Source organism: Nocardia araoensis NBRC 100135, from assembly GCF_000308435.1.
Classification (GTDB): domain Bacteria; phylum Actinomycetota; class Actinomycetes; order Mycobacteriales; family Mycobacteriaceae; genus Nocardia; species Nocardia araoensis.
This window is the reverse complement of record NZ_BAFR01000061.1, coordinates 19,922-39,597: the sequence shown is the minus strand read 5'-3', so window position 1 is coordinate 39,597 and position 19,676 is coordinate 19,922. Positions and strand designations below refer to the sequence as shown.

The 19,676-nt window shown below is 67.5% G+C and carries 15 protein-coding genes and 1 pseudogene; 11 read left to right on the top strand and 5 right to left on the bottom strand.

Annotated elements, in window-relative coordinates; all coding sequences use genetic code 11:
* The 7 genes from sucB to ON21_RS08580 form a co-directional block, all read left to right on the top strand.
* The coding region (gene sucB / locus ON21_RS08610; protein WP_039797004.1) for a 2-oxoglutarate dehydrogenase, E2 component, dihydrolipoamide succinyltransferase at nt 1-767 on the top strand (767 nt) is incomplete at its 5' end.
* A 19-nt stretch (nt 768-786) separates the two neighbouring features.
* Nucleotides 787-1,695: a TIGR01777 family oxidoreductase gene (locus tag ON21_RS08605; RefSeq protein WP_039797002.1), complete on the top strand. Its 909-nt coding sequence runs from the start codon at nt 787-789 to the stop codon at nt 1,693-1,695.
* Nucleotides 1,692-2,228 carry a GNAT family N-acetyltransferase gene (locus ON21_RS08600; RefSeq protein ID WP_039797000.1) on the top strand — a complete coding sequence of 179 codons (537 nt, stop codon included), beginning with the start codon at nt 1,692-1,694 and terminating at the stop codon, nt 2,226-2,228. The genes ON21_RS08605 and ON21_RS08600 overlap by 4 nt, the downstream gene beginning before the upstream one ends.
* 381 nt (nt 2,229-2,609) lie before the next feature.
* Complete coding sequence (gene lipB, locus ON21_RS08595) at nt 2,610-3,356, top strand: lipoyl(octanoyl) transferase LipB (protein ID WP_039796998.1); 747 nt, start codon at nt 2,610-2,612, stop codon at nt 3,354-3,356.
* Nucleotides 3,357-3,441: 85 nt separating this feature from the next.
* Nucleotides 3,442-4,482, top strand: coding sequence for a lipoyl synthase (gene lipA / locus ON21_RS08590; RefSeq protein WP_039796996.1), 1,041 nt, complete (start codon nt 3,442-3,444; stop codon nt 4,480-4,482).
* A gap of 140 nt (nt 4,483-4,622) precedes the next feature.
* Complete coding sequence (locus ON21_RS08585) at nt 4,623-6,056, top strand: ATP-binding protein (protein WP_039796994.1); 1,434 nt, start codon at nt 4,623-4,625, stop codon at nt 6,054-6,056.
* Between the two features lie 618 nt (nt 6,057-6,674).
* Nucleotides 6,675-7,268, top strand: a complete 594-nt coding sequence (locus ON21_RS08580; RefSeq protein WP_039797015.1) for a transglycosylase SLT domain-containing protein — start codon at nt 6,675-6,677, stop codon at nt 7,266-7,268.
* 164 nt (nt 7,269-7,432) lie between these two features.
* On the opposite strand, the gene ON21_RS08575 is transcribed toward ON21_RS08580, so the two are convergent.
* The 4 genes and pseudogenes from ON21_RS08575 to ON21_RS38285 all read right to left on the bottom strand — a co-directional run bounded on the left by ON21_RS08575 (nt 7,433) and on the right by ON21_RS38285 (nt 9,732).
* Nucleotides 7,433-8,122, bottom strand: a complete 690-nt coding sequence (locus ON21_RS08575; protein ID WP_039796992.1) for an esterase/lipase family protein — start codon at nt 8,120-8,122, stop codon at nt 7,433-7,435.
* A gap of 230 nt (nt 8,123-8,352) precedes the next feature.
* Nucleotides 8,353-8,931, bottom strand: a complete 579-nt coding sequence (locus ON21_RS41305; protein ID WP_505762791.1) for an NsdA family TPR-like regulatory protein — start codon at nt 8,929-8,931, stop codon at nt 8,353-8,355.
* A gap of 25 nt (nt 8,932-8,956) precedes the next feature.
* Nucleotides 8,957-9,550 (bottom strand): annotated as a pseudogene (locus ON21_RS41300) (helix-turn-helix domain-containing protein); the annotation flags it as partial.
* 11 nt (nt 9,551-9,561) lie between these two features.
* Nucleotides 9,562-9,732, bottom strand: coding sequence for a hypothetical protein (locus ON21_RS38285; protein WP_157170765.1), 171 nt, complete (start codon nt 9,730-9,732; stop codon nt 9,562-9,564).
* A 407-nt stretch (nt 9,733-10,139) separates the two neighbouring features.
* Between ON21_RS38285 and ON21_RS08560 the strand changes: the two genes are divergently transcribed.
* Nucleotides 10,140-10,643, top strand: a complete 504-nt coding sequence (locus tag ON21_RS08560) for a hypothetical protein (protein WP_039796987.1) — start codon at nt 10,140-10,142, stop codon at nt 10,641-10,643.
* A 21-nt stretch (nt 10,644-10,664) separates the two neighbouring features.
* Here ON21_RS08560 and ON21_RS08555 read toward each other — a convergent pair whose 3' ends face one another.
* The gene (locus tag ON21_RS08555) at nt 10,665-14,267 is read right to left on the bottom strand and encodes a phosphotransferase (protein WP_157170764.1); all 3,603 of its coding nucleotides are present in this window, start codon (nt 14,265-14,267) and stop codon (nt 10,665-10,667) included.
* Here ON21_RS08555 and ON21_RS08550 point away from each other — a divergent pair.
* The 3 genes from ON21_RS08550 to ON21_RS08540 all read left to right on the top strand — a co-directional run bounded on the left by ON21_RS08550 (nt 14,248) and on the right by ON21_RS08540 (nt 19,588).
* Complete coding sequence (locus tag ON21_RS08550; protein ID WP_039796985.1) at nt 14,248-15,672, top strand: WGR domain-containing protein; 1,425 nt, start codon at nt 14,248-14,250, stop codon at nt 15,670-15,672. The genes ON21_RS08555 and ON21_RS08550 overlap by 20 nt on opposite strands.
* Before the next feature lie 135 nt (nt 15,673-15,807).
* Nucleotides 15,808-17,298 carry a serine hydrolase domain-containing protein gene (locus tag ON21_RS35685; protein ID WP_051020494.1) on the top strand — a complete coding sequence of 497 codons (1,491 nt, stop codon included), beginning with the start codon at nt 15,808-15,810 and terminating at the stop codon, nt 17,296-17,298.
* Nucleotides 17,299-17,392: 94 nt separating this feature from the next.
* The gene (locus tag ON21_RS08540) at nt 17,393-19,588 is read left to right on the top strand and encodes an elongation factor G-like protein EF-G2 (protein WP_039796983.1); all 2,196 of its coding nucleotides are present in this window, start codon (nt 17,393-17,395) and stop codon (nt 19,586-19,588) included.
* Nucleotides 19,589-19,676 lie beyond the last annotated feature (88 nt).

The following is a 19,676-nucleotide window of genomic DNA, read 5'->3' as shown; positions in this document are numbered from 1 at the left end:
AGGCGCCCGCGGCGCCGGCCGCCGCCCGTTCGCAGCTGGCCCACCTGGTCGGCACGGTGCAGAAGGCCAACCGCATCCGGCAGATCACCGCGACCAAGACCCGCGAGTCGCTGCAGACCACCGCGCAGCTGACCCAGGTGCACGAGGCCGACGTCACCAAGATCGCGGCGCTGCGCAACCAGGCCAAGGCGGCGTTCAAGGAGCGCGAGGGCGTCAACCTGACGTTCCTGCCCTTCTTCGCCAAGGCCGTGGTCGAAGCGCTCGGCGTGCACCCGAACGTCAACGCCAGCTACGACGAGTCCAGCAAGGAGATCACCTACCACGCCTCGGTGCACCTCGGCATCGCCGTCGACACCGAGCAGGGCCTGCTGTCCCCGGTGATCCACAACGCCAGCGACCTGTCGCTGGCCGGACTCGCGCGCGCCATCGCCGACATCGCCAACCGGGCCCGCAACGGCGGACTCAAGCCCGACGAGCTGGCCGGCGGCACCTTCACCATCACCAACATCGGCAGCCAGGGCGCGCTGTTCGACACCCCGATCCTGGTTCCGCCGCAGGCGGCCATGCTGGGCACGGGCGCGATCGTCAAGCGGCCGGTCGTGGTGACCGACGAGACCGGCAACGAGTCCATCGGCGTCCGCTCGATGTGCTACCTGCCGCTCACCTACGACCACCGCCTGATCGACGGCGCCGACGCCGGTCGCTTCCTGACCACGATCCGCCACCGGCTCGAGGATGCGGCGTTCGAGGCCGATCTCGGCCTGTGAGGAAGGTCGCACGGCACGTATGAAGGTCGTGATCGCCGGCTCGTCCGGGCTGATCGGGACGGCGCTCGTCGCGGCTCTGCGCCGCGACGGGCACGAGGTCGCCAGGCTGGTGCGCAGGAAAACGTTGGGTCCGGACGAATTCGCCTGGAACCCGGCCCGCGCCCACTTGGACGAGCGGGCGCTTCGCGGCGCCGACGCCGTGGTCAACCTGTGCGGTGCCGGCGTCGGGCGGCGGCGCTGGACCGGCAGCTTCAAACAGGAGCTGCGCGACAGCCGGATCACGCCGACCGACGTGCTGGCCGCGGCGGTGGCCGACACGGGCGTGCCCGTGCTGCTCAACGCCAGCGGAGTGCACTACTACGGCGGCGACACCGGCGATCGGGTGGTCGACGAGAGATCCCCCGCCGGTTCGGGATTCCTCGCCACTCTGTGCCGGGATTGGGAGAAGGCGACCGAGCCCGCCGCGGCGGCGGGTGCGCGCACGGTGCTGTTGCGCAGCGCCGCGGTGCTTTCGCGTGCCGGTGGCCTGCTCGGCATGCTGCACCCGCTGTACGCGCTCGGCTTGGGCGGGCGACTGGGCAGCGGCCGTCAGTACCTGCCGTGGATCTCGATGGCCGACGAGATCGGCGCGATCGTCTTCGCGCTGACCCATGACGCGGTGTCCGGCCCGATCAACGTGGTCGGCCCCGCACCGGTCACCAATGCCGAGTTCAGCCGCGCGCTGGGCCGGGCGCTGCATCGCCCGACTCCGCTGGTCGTCCCGGCATTCGCGCTGCACGCGCTGGTCGGCGAACTGGCGCAGGAGGCGATCCTGCACGGCCCGAGGGCGATTCCCACCGCACTCGAGGAAGCGGGTTACCAGTTCCACCATCCCACCATCGGCGCCGCGCTGGCGGCCGCGGTGGGACGACCCGGAGACGCTCGATGACCGACCGAATCGATACCAGGCCCGCCACCGTCATCCGCGACGCCACCACCGACGATCTTCCGGCGATCCTCGACATCCACAACGCGAATATCGCCACCTCCACCGCGATCTGGGACACCGAGCGCGTCGGCCTGGACGAGCGCCTCGGCTGGTACCGGACCCGCACCGGCGCGGGCCTGCCCGTGCTGGTCGCCGAGATCGGCGGGGAGCTGGCCGGTTACGCGAGCTACGGGCCGTGGCGCCCCAAATCGGGATACCGCTACACGGTCGAGAACTCCGTGTACGTCGACGAACGCTTCCAGCGTCGCGGCATCGCCACCGCCCTGCTCACCGAGCTGATCGAGCGTGCGCGCCGCGCGGGCGTCGTGCACGCCATGATCGCCGCGATCGAATCCTCCAACACCGGTTCGATCGTGCTGCACGAACGCTTCGGCTTCCGCACCGTCGGCGTATTGCCCGAGGTGGGCCACAAGTTCGGCCGCTGGATGGATTTGACCCTCATGCAGCTGACTCTGCCGGTCGAGGTCGACTGATCTTCGCTTCGTCCGGAATCGCGCACGGAACACCGGATGTTCGTGCGGATAGACGCCGATCCACGCAGGACGGCCGTGTCGCAGTCGAGCATCGACGCCCCTGCGAGCGCGCGGCGGTCCTCCACTGCTGACCGCGCAGCGTCAGTGACGAAAGTTCTCCCTCGATAACGCGGCGACCGAGATGTATTCGAAGCGCATCCCGGATCTGTGGCGGGCCGGGTGTTCGCCGAGCGGCTCTGGGGGCGAGTCGAGCGCTGGTCCTCCACCCCACGCTGCTGTCGCAACCTTCCAGCTCTCGCCCCGGCAACCTCACTCCGGCTGTGGGAGTTCCCACATCGAGGTGCTGGAATCGGCCGACCCCGTGGGCGTACCGTCGTCGCTGTGACCAACCCGCGCACCACCCTGTCCGCCCGATTCGACACGACCCCGATCGTGGTCGAGGATCTCGGACTCATCGACTACCACGCCGCCTGGGACCTGCAACGCAGCATCGCCGAGCAGCGCGCCGAGGGCAACGGATCCGATCATCTGCTGCTGCTCGAACACCCGTCGGTGTACACCGCGGGCCGCCGCACCGAGGACGGCGATCTGCCGATCGACGGCAGCCCGGTGGTACAGGTGGACCGCGGCGGGAAGATCACCTGGCACGGCCCCGGCCAACTGGTCGGCTATCCCGTCGTGCGGCTCGCCGAGCCCGTCGACGTCGTCAACTACGTGCGCCGCCTCGAGGAGGCGTTGATCACCGTGTGCACCGGCCTCGGCGTGGTCTGCGGCCGCGTCGAGGGGCGCTCCGGCGTCTGGCTGCCCGCCACCGAGTGGTACGCCGAACGCAAGGTCGCCGCGATCGGCGTGCGGGTGCAGCGCGGCGTGGCCCTGCACGGCGTCTCGCTCAACTGCAATGCCGCCATGGACGGTTTCCAGGCCATCGTCCCCTGCGGCATCCGTGACGCGGGCGTCACCACGCTCACCCGCGAGCTCGGTCGCGAGGTGACCGTCGCCGAGATCAAGCCGCTCGTGGCCGACGCCATCGTCCGCGCGCTGGACGGCGACCTGCCGGTCACCGAGCACGACATCTCCCGTGTCACACCCGGTGACACCACCCAGCATTCCCCGATCGCGACGGCGTAAGGTCGATCAAGTGACCTCAGTCGATACCCCGACACCACACAGCGGCGCCGCAGCCGAACCTGCTGCGGCACTCCCGGGTCCCTCCGTGGCTACGCAAGCTACTTCCTCCGGGCCCGACGCTCGTGCCGCGAACGGCCGCAAGCTCCTGCGCATCGAAGCCCGCAACGCGGAAACCCCCATCGAGCGCAAACCGAAGTGGATCCGCACCCGCGCCACCATGGGCCCCGAGTACTCCGAACTCAAAGGCCTGGTGAAGCGCGAAGGTCTGCACACCGTCTGCGAGGAAGCGGGCTGCCCCAACATCTTCGAGTGCTGGGAAGACCGCGAGGCCACCTTCCTGATCGGCGGCGAACAGTGCACCCGCCGCTGCGACTTCTGCCAGATCGACACCGGCAAGCCCGCCGCCCTCGACCGCGACGAGCCCCGTCGCGTCGCCGAGAGCGTGCAGGCCATGGGCCTGCGCTACTCCACCATCACCGGCGTCGCCCGCGACGATCTGGAAGACGGTGGCGCCTGGCTCTACGCCGAAACCGTCCGCGCCATCAAGCGTTTGAATCCGCACACGGGCGTAGAGCTGTTGATCCCCGACTTCAACGCGAACCCCGACCAGCTCGCCGAGGTCTTCTCCGCCCGCCCGGAAGTGCTGGCGCACAACCTCGAAACGGTCCCCCGCATCTTCAAGCGCATCCGCCCGGCCTTCCGCTACGAGCGCTCCCTCGCGGTCCTGACCGCAGCCCGCGAAGCCGGTCTGGTCACCAAGTCGAACCTCATCCTCGGCATGGGCGAAACCCCCGAGGAAGTCACCCAGGCCATGCGCGACCTGCACGAGGCGGGCTGCGACATCCTCACCATCACCCAGTACCTGCGCCCCTCCCCCCGCCACCACCCCGTGGACCGCTGGGTGAAGCCGGAGGAGTTCGTCGAGCACTCCAAGACGGCCGAGGAAATCGGCTTCGCAGGGGTAATGGCCGGTCCCCTGGTCCGCTCCTCCTACCGGGCCGGGCGGCTGTACGCCCAGGCGATGGCGCACCACGGGCGGGAGATCGCCCCGGAAATGGCGCACCTCGCCGAGGAAGGCACCGCCTCCCAGGAAGCGAGCTCCGTTTTGGCCCGCTTCGGCAGCTGACTCACCTCCGAGCAGTTTCGGCCCTCGCGCCCTTTCTTCGGGCGCGAGGGCCGACGCATGTCTACGAAGTCCACACACCTTGCGGCAACTAAACTAAGATTCAATCTAAGTAAGATACTGCCTTAGTTCGGGAGACGAGTGTGGAGTTCACCGGAAGATCCGCAGACCTCGACCTGCTCGCTCGTCAGCTCGCCTCGGTGATCGAGGGCACCGGCGCCACCCGAGGCCGTGCGGTCATAGTGATCGGTCGCCGACGGGTCGGGAAATCGCGGCTCGTCCAAGAATTCTGCGACCGATCCAACCACGGCTACCTGATCTTCCAGGCAACGCGCGGACGCAACCCGGTGGCGGAACGGGAAGAGTTCACCGCCACGGTCGCTCAGGGCGGGTTCGGGCGCGCCGAACTGATCAGCGGATTACAGGCCGGCGACTGGAACCAAGCTCTGCGGGCCCTCGCGATCGCCCTGCCCGATGACGCGCCCAGCATCGCGGTCATCGATGAGGTGCCATGGCTGGTCGAAAAGGATCCCGAGTTCGAAGGCGCCTTGCAGACGGTGTGGGATCGCCACCTGTCGGCCAAACCAGTGCTGCTCATCCTGGTCGGCAGCGATATCTCGGTCATGGCGGCTCTCGGATCGCGCGACCGGCCGTTCTTCGGACGCGCGACGAAAATGACCGTCGAACCGCTGCATTTGGCCGATGTGCAGGCCATGACCGGCCTCGACGCCGCCGACAGCGTCGACGCGCTGCTGATCACCGGCGGGTTTCCCGAGATCGTGAGGTCCTGGCGCCCGGGAATGAGCCGAACCGACTTCCTGCGCGACGCGGCCGCGAACCCGCTGGCTCCGCTGCTCGTAGCGGGCGAGTTGTCGCTGCTGGGCGAGTTTCCGGAGGGGATGCGCTCGCGCGCGGTCTTGGGAGCCATCGGCAGTGGAGAACGAACCTTCAGTACCATCGCCGCACAAGCGGGTGGGACGAACGCATTGCCCGCGGGAACCCTCAATCCGCTGTTGAATATGTTGCGAGACAAGCGAATCGTGGCCAGCGATCTCCCGTTGTCCACGAAGCCGGACACCAAGAACAAGCGCTACCGAATCGCCGACTCCTACCTCCGGTTCTGGCTCGCTTTCCTGGAACGCGGCATTCCCCTGATCGAACGCGGCCGTGGCGATGTCGCGCTCAACCGGATCGAACGCTCATGGACCACTTGGCGCGGACGCGCTATCGAACCATTGGTCCGCGAATCCCTCATGCGACTGCTGCCCGATGAGCGATGGCCGGAAACCGAGGTGGTCGGCGGCTGGTGGAACCGGCAGAACAACCCCGAAATCGACCTGATCGGCGCCGACCGAGAACCCGTCGCCAAGGCGATACATTTCATCGGTTCCATCAAGTGGCTCGAGGACCGGCCTTTCGATCGTCACGATTACGACAGCCTTGCCCGCTCGGCGCTCGCAGTCCCCGGCACCGGCCAGGACACCCGCTTGGTGGCCGTCTCCCGATCCGGTATCGCGGAGTCTTTGCCGCTGGCAATGCATTGGGGGCCAGCGGATCTCGTCCGAGCATGGGAGTGATCCATCGCCGTTTGGTCGCCTCGATTTTCGACAGGACGCGCTGAACGCTATTCACGGCAACGATCGATTGCGTTTGCGAAGAGGATTGCGATCGCCGTCACGTGAGCCGTGAGCAATTCGCCGATACATCGCGTCGGATGGTCGCAATCCGACCGGTTTCGGCGGGTCCCAGTGATCGGATCGAGACAAAGTCGGTCTCGTTACTGTGAATCATCTTTTTGTGGCCTAAATCACGTTTACCTACAAATTGCCTGGTCAGGGCGTCGCCTACACGGCTGAACAGCACACTCCAAGATCGGCAATTCTTGACCTTAATCTTTCGTTTGCCGAATGTTCACCGGTCGTGATCAAGCTGAGATCAGGTCCGGAAGAGACCCGAGAAACCAGCTCCACAGCTTCAACGGCTTGTTTCTCTCCGGGTACGGCAGCGGCACCGAAGGGCACCGCCCCGACTTGTGCACCGCGTCGCGCCGCCAGGAATTCGAACCCTGGCTTTCACAACGAAATCCGAAAACCGCACACGAGCCGAGATGGCGAACACCTTACCTGGTGCCCGCCGTGGATCCCGCGCTGGTTTTTCCGGCCGGATCGCCGCACGAACAAGGAACTGATTTCTCGATGTCTGACGCACGCCTTTCTTTTCTCCGCCGCCCGTCCCTCCGTAAGGGTGCGGCACTCGCCGCCACCGTCGGCGTGATCGCCGTTGGTTTCTCCGCCGGTGTGGCGGTGGCCGACGACGGCGCTCCGGCCCCGGTCGCCCCGGTCGCCGCTGCCGCGCCGATCGACCTCCCTGGCCTGCCCGTGCTGCCCGAACTGCCTGCGCTGCCCGGTTTGCCAGGGCTGCCCGGGGTGGCGCCCGAGGGTATCGTGCCCACGCCGCCCCCGGTCTACGAGAACAACCTCGACGGCTGGATCCGCCAGTCCCTCGACGTCATGCGCCTGCACGGCATCCCGGGTAGCTACGAGGGCATTCACCGCAACATCATGCGCGAATCCGGCGGCAATCCCAAGGCCATCAACCTGTCGGACTCCAACGCCGCCAAGGGCACCCCGTCCAAGGGCCTGCTCCAGGTGATCGACCCGACCTTCAACGCCTACCACGTCGACGGCACCCCCTTCGACATCTGGGACCCGGTCGCCAACATCACCGCCGCCTGCAACTACGCGGCCCATCGGTACGGCTCGATGGACAACGTCAACGGGGCCTACTGAGCCTCGAACTCGAATCCGGGCAAGCGCCTCCTCGTCCCCTCGACGAGGAGGCGCTGCCGTTTCAACTGGCTTCCGTAGCTGCCCGCTTTCGAACGCGGAGTACGAGCGGTCGCCCACTCGAGGGCCGGCGGGCCGGAATCAGTGCCGTGTCCGGGCTCAGCCGATTACTTCACAAAGTCGCGCACGCCCTCGAACACCGTCGATGACGATAGCAGCGCGATATGACTTAGGCACGGCGCCTGGGTATTGGCGGCACCGCTGAGAATGGTGCTCGTATCCGGATTGATGATCTCGTCGCACGGCGACCACCAGGTGCCATAGTTCACCCGGCCCGGAGTTTCGTCGCCGCTGTTCAAGTCGGCGAGGAAGGTTGAGCCGGGCCGCATCTCCACACAGGAGGCGTCGAGGCATCCGTTGGCGGTATCGGTGCCATGGTTGGGGCCGGCGATGGAGACCCAGTCGTCGACGAAAGTCAGGCCGTCGAGATTCTTCAGGTACCAGCGACTGTTGAGGCCGCCCATCGAGTGGGAGATGATGTCGACCTTGGCGGCACCGGTTTTCGCCCGCAGCGCGTCGACCTGCGCTTTCACCTGCGATGCGATGTCCTTGTTCGACTGGGTGGAGTCGTAAGTGAATCGTGCCATCTCATCCGCGGAGTACCCCGCGTCCAGGAACCGGCCCCACATGTAATTCCAGTCCGCCGCCGATCCTTGCCAGCCGTGGACGAAAAGGATGGGATCTCGCGCCGGCGCCGCGGCCGCCTCTGGTGTGGCGATGCCGAGCGAAGCGGTAGCCGTCGCGACCAGGGTGATTGCCGCGATCCCGAGGCGACGCGTGACCGATGTGATGCGCATGAGTTGACTCCGATCTGCTCGCTGCACTGCGAGCAGACAGAAGATAGCGCCGCGAGGCTCATCCGGAGCATTGTGAGACTTGGATATTTCAACTTTCCGTCGATGCCTTGGATCCACCGCGGCACATGAGAAATCGTGGGAGCAGCTGTGCCCTTGCGGCCGCCACACCCGGACCGCGAACTACCGCATCAGCCTTTCCGGAAGCGGTACCGACGAACGGATACGAGGAATCAGACTTGTGCCGCGCGGCGGGCCAGGAAGTCTCGAACCTCCGGAACCCGGGAGTGACTGCGAACTGTATTCGCGATGGCATCGATGCGCTGGTGCAGGCGGCTGGACGCGAGTCCGGCGATGGTGTCGTAGTTGTCGCCAAGCAGTGAGCATGCTCGTGCGACGTCGCCGGACGTGGTGAAGTTCTCCGCAAGGTGGACCTGCCACGCAGCGCGCTCCCTGGGCCATGCCGATGAACTTTCGACCGCGGCTTGCAGGTTGGAAGTCGCCTGGGAGTGCTCACCGAGCCGCATCTGTGCCCAGCCGATGCCACCGACGAATTCGGCCTCCGGCAGGTAAACCCAATCCGGATCGTGCCCACGAGTCGACTCGTACGCACGGTGTGCCCGGCTGATCGCCGCCGTCATCGCCGACTTGTCCCCGCGAACCCCATGCGCCTCGGCTTCCCTGATCGCCATCAAAGCACGCAGCTTCGGGCCGCCGTCGCGGAGCGACGCCCGCGCCCCAGCCTGCGCGTATTGCACGGCCAGAGGGTTGCCTTTCGAGTCGTCGCAAGGACGACTCGGGAAAGCTGGCATTCGCCAACGCATGCGCAGCAGCGATCCCGTCTCCGGCCGCATTCGCGGCATTCGCCGCGTCCGCGTAATACCGCCGAGCATCATCTAGACGCCCGGCGTCGTAGTGCACCCACCCGGCGGCCGTCATCATCTCGGCGGCCGCACTGGTGAGCGACCGCCCGACCGCCTCGGTGTAACTGCCTTGGTCGAGAAGCTGCTCGACATAACGGACTTGATTGGCCGCCACCCGGCACAACCGGTCGCCGCCGACCACCAGATCCAGTTCGTGGATCTGATTCACGCTCTCGATGATGGCTTCCACATCGCTCGCGCCGACTTTCCCTGCGGACGCCGACACGGCGTTCGCCGGGGCGGAAACCGACATCATGGCAGACCCCGCGCTTACTGATGCCCCTGCTTTGAAGAAGTTGCGACGGTCCACATCTGCCTCCCGGTCCGACTCCACTACCAGTATGGCAAGCGGAACCCCGAGCGCACGGGCTACGAGCCGCAGGACGCGGACGTCGTGCGAGGCCGGGCCGCCACGCTCCAGACCCGAGACGGCGGGCTGCGAGAAGTTGATGAGCGCACCCAATTCCGTCTGCGTCATGCCGACGGATTTCCGGATCCGCCGGATCACTTCGCCCGTGGTCAAGTCTCTATCAGCGCGTGCAGGCGATGTCGATCACCGATGTCGTCGCGCTGCACCAGCGGTGGGAATCCATTCGCAATCGGCTCGAGCAGGGTCTGCAAGGTTTCGGCCCGGAGATCGGCAAGGCCAGGAAAACGATCCCAGTTGAACCCACGTGCCTCATCCAGCACCTATTAGGCCACACCGCCTGCGCTACAGCGGGTTTCGCGCTCGATCGGTGACCACAGCGCTGCCCGAACAGCGCACCTGAAGCCGCCGACCGCCTTTCGGCGCAGGTCACGACGCTACTCCCGCCAGTGAAAACAAGCACAGCGATGGGGAGACTTAACCTTGCCTCATGCCTCGCTGGAGTACGCACCGTCGGAGCCCGGCGGAGGTGGGCCGGCTGGCGCGAGTCGGCGGTGATCCTGAATCATTCTCAGCGGCAATACTTTCCAGATCGATAACCAGATCGATCACCGCCGCCGCGAGCGGGCCGAACACACCGGCGAACGCGAACCAGGAAGCCCCGCCGCCACGCCGTGTGCATCCGGGCTCACTCGCACCGAGGAGCGAATCCGTCGCGCAGACCCCCGCCATGGCGATGCCTCCGCTGCCACCACCGCGTCAGGACGACGAGCCGCCCCGGCTGCACCACTCCGGCGCCGCCGCATTCATCGGACTCTGCGTCGGCGTGGTGCTCCTGCTGGTGTCGGGGTGCCTACTGGTGAACCATCCGACAACACCGTCGGCGTCGTCCACAGTGCTGCGCACGAGCCCACCCAGCGCCCCGGCACCGACGTCCACCGTGCGAACGACAACGCCGGCAGCCGCTGCCCCTCCCGTCCGGACGGGCATCGGTGTCACCTTCGGAAAGGTCGTCGCCAATGACGGTACGACCCTGGTGGTCCGGAACGCGTTCACCAGCAGCAGTGTCAAGGTCCGTGCCGACGCCGACACCAAGGTGAACGTCCTGGTCGCCAAACGGGCGACGGACATCCACGTCGGCGCCATCATCGCCGTCTACGGGCGGCAATATCCCGACCACACGATCGTCGCCGAGTTCATCACCGGCATCTCGATCGGGGCCCCCGCCAGATGAGCCCGGGCGCGGCTCGCCGCGTCAATCCCAGCCGCGCAGAGCAGCTTCCACCGCCGCGTCGTCGACCGGCTCGCTCTGCCCCCACACGCCGCGCGCCAGCCGCAGCTTCCCGGACATGCTGGCCACCAATGCCGCCTCCGCCGCCGCGCCCGCCCCGCCCTGCCCGAGCGCTTTGCTGTAGCGCACCGCATCGACGACGACCGACTTGACCCGCTCGTGATCGAGGTAGGTTTGCAGGTCGCGACGCCACTGCCCGATCGCGGCCTCGGGCTCGGCGGCGACCCACGCGGCGAGAAACGCCTCCTCCTCTTCCGGCAGGTAGCCCATCTTGTGCAGATGCGTGGCCACGTCGTAGACCGGATCGCCGTACAGCGCGAATTCCCAGTCCAGGAATACGACCCGGCCGTCGCGCACGATCATGTTCTTCCGGTGCACGTCAGCATGCAGCAACCGAAAGGGCCTGGCCTCGAGCGTGTCCCACGCACCGACGACGTGCTCGAGCGGCTGCTCGGGCACGCCCAGGCGGTCGTACAGCTCGCCGAAATCCGCACTGCTGTCGCGGTGCACGCGTGCGGTGACAGCGGACAATCGGCGGGCGAACGCGGCGGGTTCGTCACTCTGATCCGGCTCGACCGGCGGCAGGAGATCCCGTGGGATACGCCGGAGCTCCCCGAACAGCGCCGCCACATCAGCCGGTACATGAGCCGGAACCCGGACGCCGCGCGGCGCGACGCGATCCAGCAGGTCGCCGTCGATGTAGTCGTGGATCTGGTAGGCGGGGTCGACCGATTCCCACCGCAGCCTCGGCGCCGCGGCGACGAAGGGCTCGATCGCGATCAGCACCGCGGGTTCGGGCCATTGCCGCAGATCCATCACATCGGCGCCGTCCACCGGAATCCGCACGTTCACCGTACCGGCGACACTGTCGACGCGAACGTTGCGGTTGTAGTACCCGGCGGCCGACTGCGATCGGGAACGCGCGTCGTGGTACATCGCTTCGGCGTCGACACCGATCACCCGGGCGATCACCCGTGCTGCGTCGCGGTCCAGGCCCGATCCGGGCGTCGGCGGCTGGATGCGCGATCGCGCGGCCGCGGCGGCTTTCGAGATGTCGGGTTCGGTCCAGCCGTACAGCGCCAGAACCGCTCGGGCCACGAGGATCAGCCCCGGATAGACGTTCGCGCCCTCGAATTCCGCGATGGCCCAGCGCGCACTGCGGACGGTATCGTCGCGTTGCCCGCGGCGCGCGGAAACGCCCGCGCGGAACAGTTCGGCCCTGGCCCGCCCCGAACGGTACCCGGCCTGCTCGAGAATCTCGCACGCTTCGGCGAGCGCGTGCTCGGCGGCGTCCAGTTCCCCGAGCGACAACCGCGCCAGGCCCAGTGCGGTGTAAGCCTTTCCGAGCTCGTGCAACGCGCCGAGCTCACGCTGCCGCACGATCGCTGCTCCGGCGGCCTCGATCGCCCGGACCGGGTCGGTGAGCGCCAAGAGCTCAGCCAGGTTCGTCGCGATATTCGCCTGCCCGACTACACTGCCCGCGGCTCGATAGTGGGTGTCCGCCTCGGTCAGGTATCGCGCGGCGCGCTCGGTGTCGAACGCCAACCGGTAGGCGAGATGACGCAGCCGTGCCACGTCGCCGAGGAACTCACGGTCGTCGTCGTCCGCCATCGCGACGAGTTCCTCGCACATGGCCAGAGCCTGACCGAATCGGCCCTGGCACATGTGCAAATCGGCCGCCCACTGTCCCGCCACGAGCCGGGCACGCCCCGATCCGCGCGACCACACGTCGTGATAGATGGCCAAAGCGTCGTCGGTGTCGCCGAGTATGCGGCGTGCGTTCGCCGCGGCGACTGCCAACCGCTCCGCGATCGGGCCTGCCCCGTCCAAAGCGACGTCCCGGGTCAGCCGATCGGCCTGCTTGGCGTCGCCGACCAGCACCGCCGCTTCCGCTTCCAGGCACCGCGTGAGTTCCGACAGTTCCGCCATACCTGTCAGGTTCTCACGCGGATCGCTCAGGTACCGGTCCAGATCGCTGATCACTCCGCCGATGCCCTGGCTGCCGCCCGCCGCCTCGATCCGGTCGACGTATCCCAGCAACGTCACCGCGGACAGCAATCCGGACCGGACACCGTGGTAGCCGGCCTCCCGCAAAGCCGCGACCCGGCCGACCGGCCGTTCGGCGCGTGCGAACCACAGGTCGTGAAGCACGCCGTGCAGAGTGCGCCGGACGTCCGGATCCAAACGCCGCTGCAACGCGTCGACCATCAATTGGTGGAGTTGGAAGCTCTCGCCCTCGTCGCTCTCGTCCGCCGCGTAGACGAACGAGTACGCGACCAGGGATTTCCACGCGGCGATATGGTGCGGTAACCCGAACTGCCGGGCGACCACGGTGAAGATCTCCCGATCGAAGGTGCGCGGAAGGCCGAGCAGCTCCAGGATGCGGACTTCGTCGGGGCGCACGTGCTGTAGGAAGCGCTCGAGAATCGTTTCGGGAGAGACCAATTCGGCGGGTGTCACCCAACCGGCACGGGTGCGGGCATCGATGGCCAGATGCAGATAGAACGGGACGCCCGCGCTCGACGCGGCGATCGCGGCGCGCTCGGCGGGATCCGCGATGCCGGAGGAGTCGAGCAATTCGAAGCGTGCGTCCATCGGCAGGTCGTCGACCGGCACGGCCCGGATTCGGGCCGACCACTCCGGGTCGTGGCGCTCCCATCCCAGCGGCTCGCGGCTGGCGATCACCACCAACCCGGTGTCCAGCTGCGCGACCACATCGCGGAGCCAGGCATCGGCGGCCGCGGCGCGGCCTTCGCGATCGGAGCCGCCCATCAGCGCTTCGTAGGCGTCCAGGAAGACCACATAGGGCTTGCCCTCCGTCCCGCTCTTCAGATCTTCCGCGAACAGGTAGGAGACGGCTTCTTCCAAGCCCGCGAGACTCAATCGGTCGAGTTCCTGGAGGACCGGATCGTGGCGGATGCGATGGGTGCGGATCACCTTGCGGGCGCCGAGATCGAGCAGCCGGGTCGCCGTGCCGAAGACCGGGATGCCGGTGGCGTCGTTGAGGATCTCGGTCAGGATCTCGCTGTGTTCGGCGAGCGCGAGCGAGTCGGAGGTCAGTCGCAAATGCGGGTGCATGCGCTGCCACAGCACCGCGCGGGCGATGTCGAAGCGGTGGAACTTGATCTTCTGGGCGCCGAACTGCATGCGCAGGACAGCGAGTCCGTCGGCGGCTTGGCGATGGCTCGGAACCTGCAAGTCGAGCACCGCCGCGGGATGCTTCTTGCCGACCCGTGCCCGCAGCTCGGCGACCAGCCGGGACTTGCCGATCCCGCCGACACCGCCGAGCAGCATCACCCGGGGACGCTCGGCGGCCTCGGTCAGCAGTTCGTCGAACCGCGTCAGCACCGGTTCCCGGTCGACGAACGGGCGGCTGGTCGATCCCGGCTGGAACCGCGCGGTCAGCACCATGGCGTATCCCCCTCCTGACGAGCCCGGCACGATTCTGCCAGACCCCGCCACCTGCGATTCCCGACGCTCCGTCGAATGTCGGTGCCCCTTGCTAACTTTTGTTTCGTTCTGATCTGACGAAAACAGGCGAGGCGCTATGACTATCGGGGGAACCACCTATCTCGAACTGTCCGAGGACAGCGGTACCGCGCACAAGTTCTACGAGGTGATCGTCGCGGGCACGCAAGTGAGCGTCCGCTTCGGCCGTATCGGGGAACAGGGGCAGACGAAGGTGAGTTCGTTCGCCTCCGAGGAGAAGGCGCGGGCGGCCGCGTCGAAGAAGATCGGTGAGAAGGTGCGCAAGGGCTACGCGCCCGCCGTGATGGGTGCGCGGGCGAGGCGTCCGGTGACCAGGCGAGCGATCAGCAGCGGTCGCTCCACCGCGAAGGCCGCGCCCGTGTTGTGGAGTTTCGACTCCGGCGCCGCCGCCTTCGGCATCTTCGTCGACGAGCGCCGCTGCTGGGTGGGCAACGAGAACGGTGACGTGTTCACGCTGACTCCCGACGGCGTGGTCACCGGCCGGTACCGCCTGCCGGATTCGGTCAAATGCATTGTGGCCGACGATTTCTGGATCTACGCCGGATGCGACGACGGGCGTGTCTACGACCTGTCGGGCAAGGTGCCGCGGGCGGCCTACGACATCGCGGCCGATGTCGACATCTACTGGCTCGACATCCACGACGGCATCCTCGGCGTCTCCGACCGCCAAGGCGGGATCACCGTGATCGACTACGAGGAGGAGTCGCTGTGGACGCGGCGCAGCACCGGCGATTCGGGCTGGATGGTGCGCATCGACGCCGAAGGCGTCTACCACGGGCACTCCGCAGGCGTCACCAAGTACGACTTGGACAGCGGAGGCACCCTGTGGCAGGTCGGCACCGGCGGCGGCGTCCTGTTCGGCTGGCAGGAATCCGACGCCGTCTACGCGGGCACCTCACGTAACCAGGTCCGCATGGTGGCCAAAGGCGGACGCGCCGAGCGCACCTACCAGTGCGATGCCGCGGTCTTCTCCTGTGCCACCTCGCCCGACGGCCGGTACGTCTTCGCCGGCGACAACTACTCCTCGGTGTACTGCTTCGACGCCGCCGGGAACCGCGTGTGGAAGCTGGCCACCGGCTGCGGCTCGGCGTATTCCATGCAGTACCACGACGAAAAGCTGTACCTGGTCACCACGACCGGCACGCTGGCTTGTCTCGATGTCGGCGAGGCCGCCATCCGCGATGCCGAGCAAGGTGTGCTGCCCGAGACGGTTTCGGTGAAGGCTCCCGAGATCTCGGCCGTGATGCCCAGCGACACCGTCGAGATCACGTCCGAAGCGGGCAGCGGCATCATCGTGGAGTGCGTGAGCCAGGGCAGTTCCCTGCGCGTGCGCGTCGTCTCGCCCGGATATCACCAGGGATGGAATGTCCAGTTTCCCAAAGATATCCGCCGCGCGGGGGCTCGTTACGTGGTCGACGGCATCGCGGAGTCTGCGCGCGGCGGCTTCTATCGGGTGCGCGGGGACATCCGCCAGCTGTCCTGAGCGGCAGACGTTTTTGAAGGAAGTGTTCCTCGCTCGTCTCGCGAGATGCGCCAGGAACTCCTCTCTGTAGAGAGCCCGGCTGTTCACGGTCCTGGCACACTGACAGAAGCACTATCGAAGAGAGGGGATAGCACGATGGGTGGGCGATTCACCTCGTTGGGTGCGATCGTCGTCGCGCTGACGACGGCGGCGGCGCTGCTGGCCGGGTGTGCGTCGGACGAGCGCCGGGACCGAAACTTTCCGGCCGAAGCAGCCGGGCAGATCGACCGCATCGTGCGGCCGCAAATGGACGCGCGGCTGGCCCCCGGCGTGCTGGTGGCGGTGCACGACCCGGAACGGGGAACCTTCGTCAGGGCTTACGGCACAGCGGATCTCGCGACCGGTCGTGCGATGGACGTAACGGATCATGTCCGGATCGGCAGCATCAGCAAGACGTTCACCGCGACCGCGGTGCTGCGCGCGGCCGACGAGGGGAAGCTCTCGTTGGACGACGTGCTGGAACGGTATGTGCCGGGCGTGCCCAATGGAGACGTCATCACACTTCGCGATTTGCTCGGCATGCAAGGCGGCGTCTGGGATGTCCGGCAAGAGCCGGCCTTCGCCGAGCAAATAGCCGCGAAATCTCCGGCATCCGAATGGCACGAGGGCGACCGCCTGCGCGCGATCATCGCTCATCCGGAAAAGGCGACGCCGCCGCGCAGCCGTGTGGAGTACTCCAACTCCGAGTACTACCTGCTGGGTCTCGTGCTCGAGAAGGTGTTCGGGAAACCGGTGCACCGAGTGATCGGGGAAGTCGTCGCCGCGCACGGGCTGCGCGACACGATGTATCCCACCGACGCCACCATGCCCGTGCCGGCCAGTCGCGGGTACTCCTACTTCGATGAAGCGCCCACCGACGTCACCGCGCGGACCACCCCCGCGCTCTTCGGTGCGGCGGGCACGATGGTGTCCACGATCTCCGACCTCGCCGACTATGCCCGCATGCTCGGCCGGGGCGATCTGCTGAAACCGGAGACCCTCCGCGCCAGGACCCGGTTCGCCGGAGACCTGCGCTATGGGCTGGGTATGTTGGAGTTCGGCCGCTGGATCGGTCACAGCGGGGGGGTGCTGGGCTACACCACCCATATGGGCTATCTCCCCGAGCGGGACGTCAGCGTCACCGTCGCGGTCAACGAGTTCACTTCTCCGCCCCTGCTGGGAACGCCCGCGTCGATCATCTGGTTCGGCATCGTCCATCAGCTGTATCCGGGCACGGTGCCCGACGCCCCGGCCGATGCCCAGCCCAGCCCACCGGTGCCCGCGGTCGCCGATCTCGACAATCGACTACGGCAAACGCTGGACCCGGCGGTTCCCGCAACACAGAAGCCGCTGCGGGTCGCGGATGACGACAAGGACCCAGAGTTGATCACCCGGGTCGCTCAGGCCCTCGGCTCGACAACCACGACGGTCGGCAAAGTGACCGACGCCGGCGGCTCCCTCCTCGCGACCGTCGTTTTCGCCGGACCCAACGGCCGCCGTCCGGCCGTCGTCCCATTCGTCCCACGCGACGGCTCGTGGCGTATCGCCAGGTACTGGGCATGCGAGAACATCGCCGGAACCGGTTCGCCCTCGCCCGCCTGTGCATGACGGCTCCACACCCTGATCTGCCGATTCGTCGACGCAACGCCACGGCCGGTGGGAAGGTGGATGTACGGCAGGTGTCGGCAGAGGAGCGTGGCACATGGTGGACAGAACCAACGGAGCTGCCGCGGGCGACGGCGGCGTGATGACGGCGGACCGGCCCGAACAGATCCGCAACGTGGTCCTGGTCGGGCACAGCGGGTCGGGCAAGACCACCCTGGTCGACGCCATGGCGCTCACCACGCGGGCGGTCAATCGCGCCGGGCGGGTAGAGGACGGCACCTCGCTGTCGGACTACGACGAGATCGAGCATCGCCAGCACCGGTCCGTGCAGCTGTCGGTGGTGCCGGTGGCGTGGGGCGGCATGAAGATCAACCTGATCGACACGCCCGGATACGCCGACTTCGTCGGCGAACTGCGGGCAGGGCTGCGCGCGGCCGATGCGGCGCTGTTCGTCATCTCGGCGGCCGAGGGAGTGGACGGAATCGCCGGAGCGACCAGGGCGCTGTGGGAGGAGTGTGCCGCGGTCGGGATGCCCCGCGCGATCGTGATCACCCATCTGGACACGGCGCGCGACGAGTACGACGTGATGACCGAGGCCTGCCGTACCGTGCTGGGCGGTGGCTCGTCGGAGAGCATCCTGCCGCTGCACCTGCCCGTGTACGGCCCGAAGAATCCGGACGGTCACCGGCCGGTCACCGGCATGGTCGAGCTGCTGCCGCACTGCGTGGGCGACTACTCCTCCGGAGAGGAGGTCCAGGGCGACCCTTCGCCCGATCAGGTGCCCGCGCTGGAGGAGGCGCGCAATCGCCTCATCGAGGGAATCATCGCGGAAAGCGAAGACGAGAGCCTGATGGAGCGCTACCTCGACGGCGAGGAGATCCCCTTGGCCACGCTGGTCGCCGACCTGGAACGCGCGGTCGCGCGAGGCAGCTTCCATCCGGTGCTTTTCGCCGCGCCCGCGCCCGAGGGGGCCAAGCAAGGCCTCGGCACGGTGGAACTCCTCGACCTGATCACCGGCGGCTTTCCGACGCCGGTCGAGCACCCCATCACCGCGGGCAACGGCGCGCAGCCGCATCCGCTGCGCTGCGACCCGGACGGCGAGCTGGCCGCGGAGGTCATCCGCACCGCGTCCGACCCGTACGTCGGGCGGGTCTGCATGGTCCGTGTCTTCTCCGGCACCTTGCACGCCGACGACACGGTGCACGTCAGCGGGCACGGCCTGGAGGATCGCGGCCACGAGAGCCACGAACTGGACGAGCGGGTCGGCGCGATCTCGGCTCCGTTCGGCAAACAGCAACGCCCGCTTCGCCAGGCCATCGCGGGCGACATCGCCTACGTCACCAAACTCGGTCACGCCGAAACCGGCGACACCCTCTCGTCCACCGACAGCCCCTTACGGATCGAGCCATGGCCGATGCCCGATCCCCTGCTGCCCATCGCCATCAGCGCGCACAGCAAAGCCGACGAGGACAAACTCTCGCAGAGCCTCGCCCGGCTCGCTGCCGAGGACCCGGCGCTGCGGCTCGAGCACAACGCGCAGACCCACCAGCTGGTGCTGTGGTGCCTCGGCGAAGCGCATCGCGACGTCGCGTTGGAACGATTGCGGACCCGGTTCGGCGTGCAGGTGGACGTGACCGATCACCAGGTGGCGTTGCGAGAGACGTTCGCGGGCAAGGCGACCGGGCGCGGCAGGCATGTGAAGCAGTCCGGTGGACACGGGCAGTACGCCGTGTGCGAGATCGAAGTCGAACCGCTGCCCGAAGGGTCCGGGATCGAGTTCGTGGACAAAGTGGTCGGCGGAGTGGTTCCGCGCCAGTTCATTCCATCGGTGGAGAAGGGCGTCCGCGCGCAAGCCAACCGCGGATTGACCGCCGGATATCCGCTCGTGGACGTGCGCGTCACGCTGTTCGACGGCAAGGCACATTCCGTCGACTCCTCCGATGCCGCCTTCCAGACCGCGGGCGCCCTCGCCCTGCGCGAGGCGGCGGCGGCCGCGGGAATCAAAGTGCTGGAGCCGCTCGCCGAGGTCTGGGTGCTGGTCACCGACGAATACGTCGGACCGGTGCTGAGCGACCTGTCCAGCCGCCGCGGTCGCGTCCTCGGCACCGAGCCGCACGGCGCAGGGCGCACCCGGATCCATGCCGAAGTCCCCGAGCTGGAACTCAGTCGCTACGCCATCGACCTGCGCTCGATCTCCCACGGCACCGGCGATTTCACCCGGGGGTACGCGCGCCACGAACCGATGCCGAACCAAGTCGCCGCCTCGGTGCGCGGGGAAAAGGCACGCGCGTAGCGGCCTTCGGCCCGACTTCCCAACAGCTGTTGATCTTGGTCTGGCCGGGTACAGTTGGGCTCGTATTCGAGCCTTGGTAGGTGGAGAA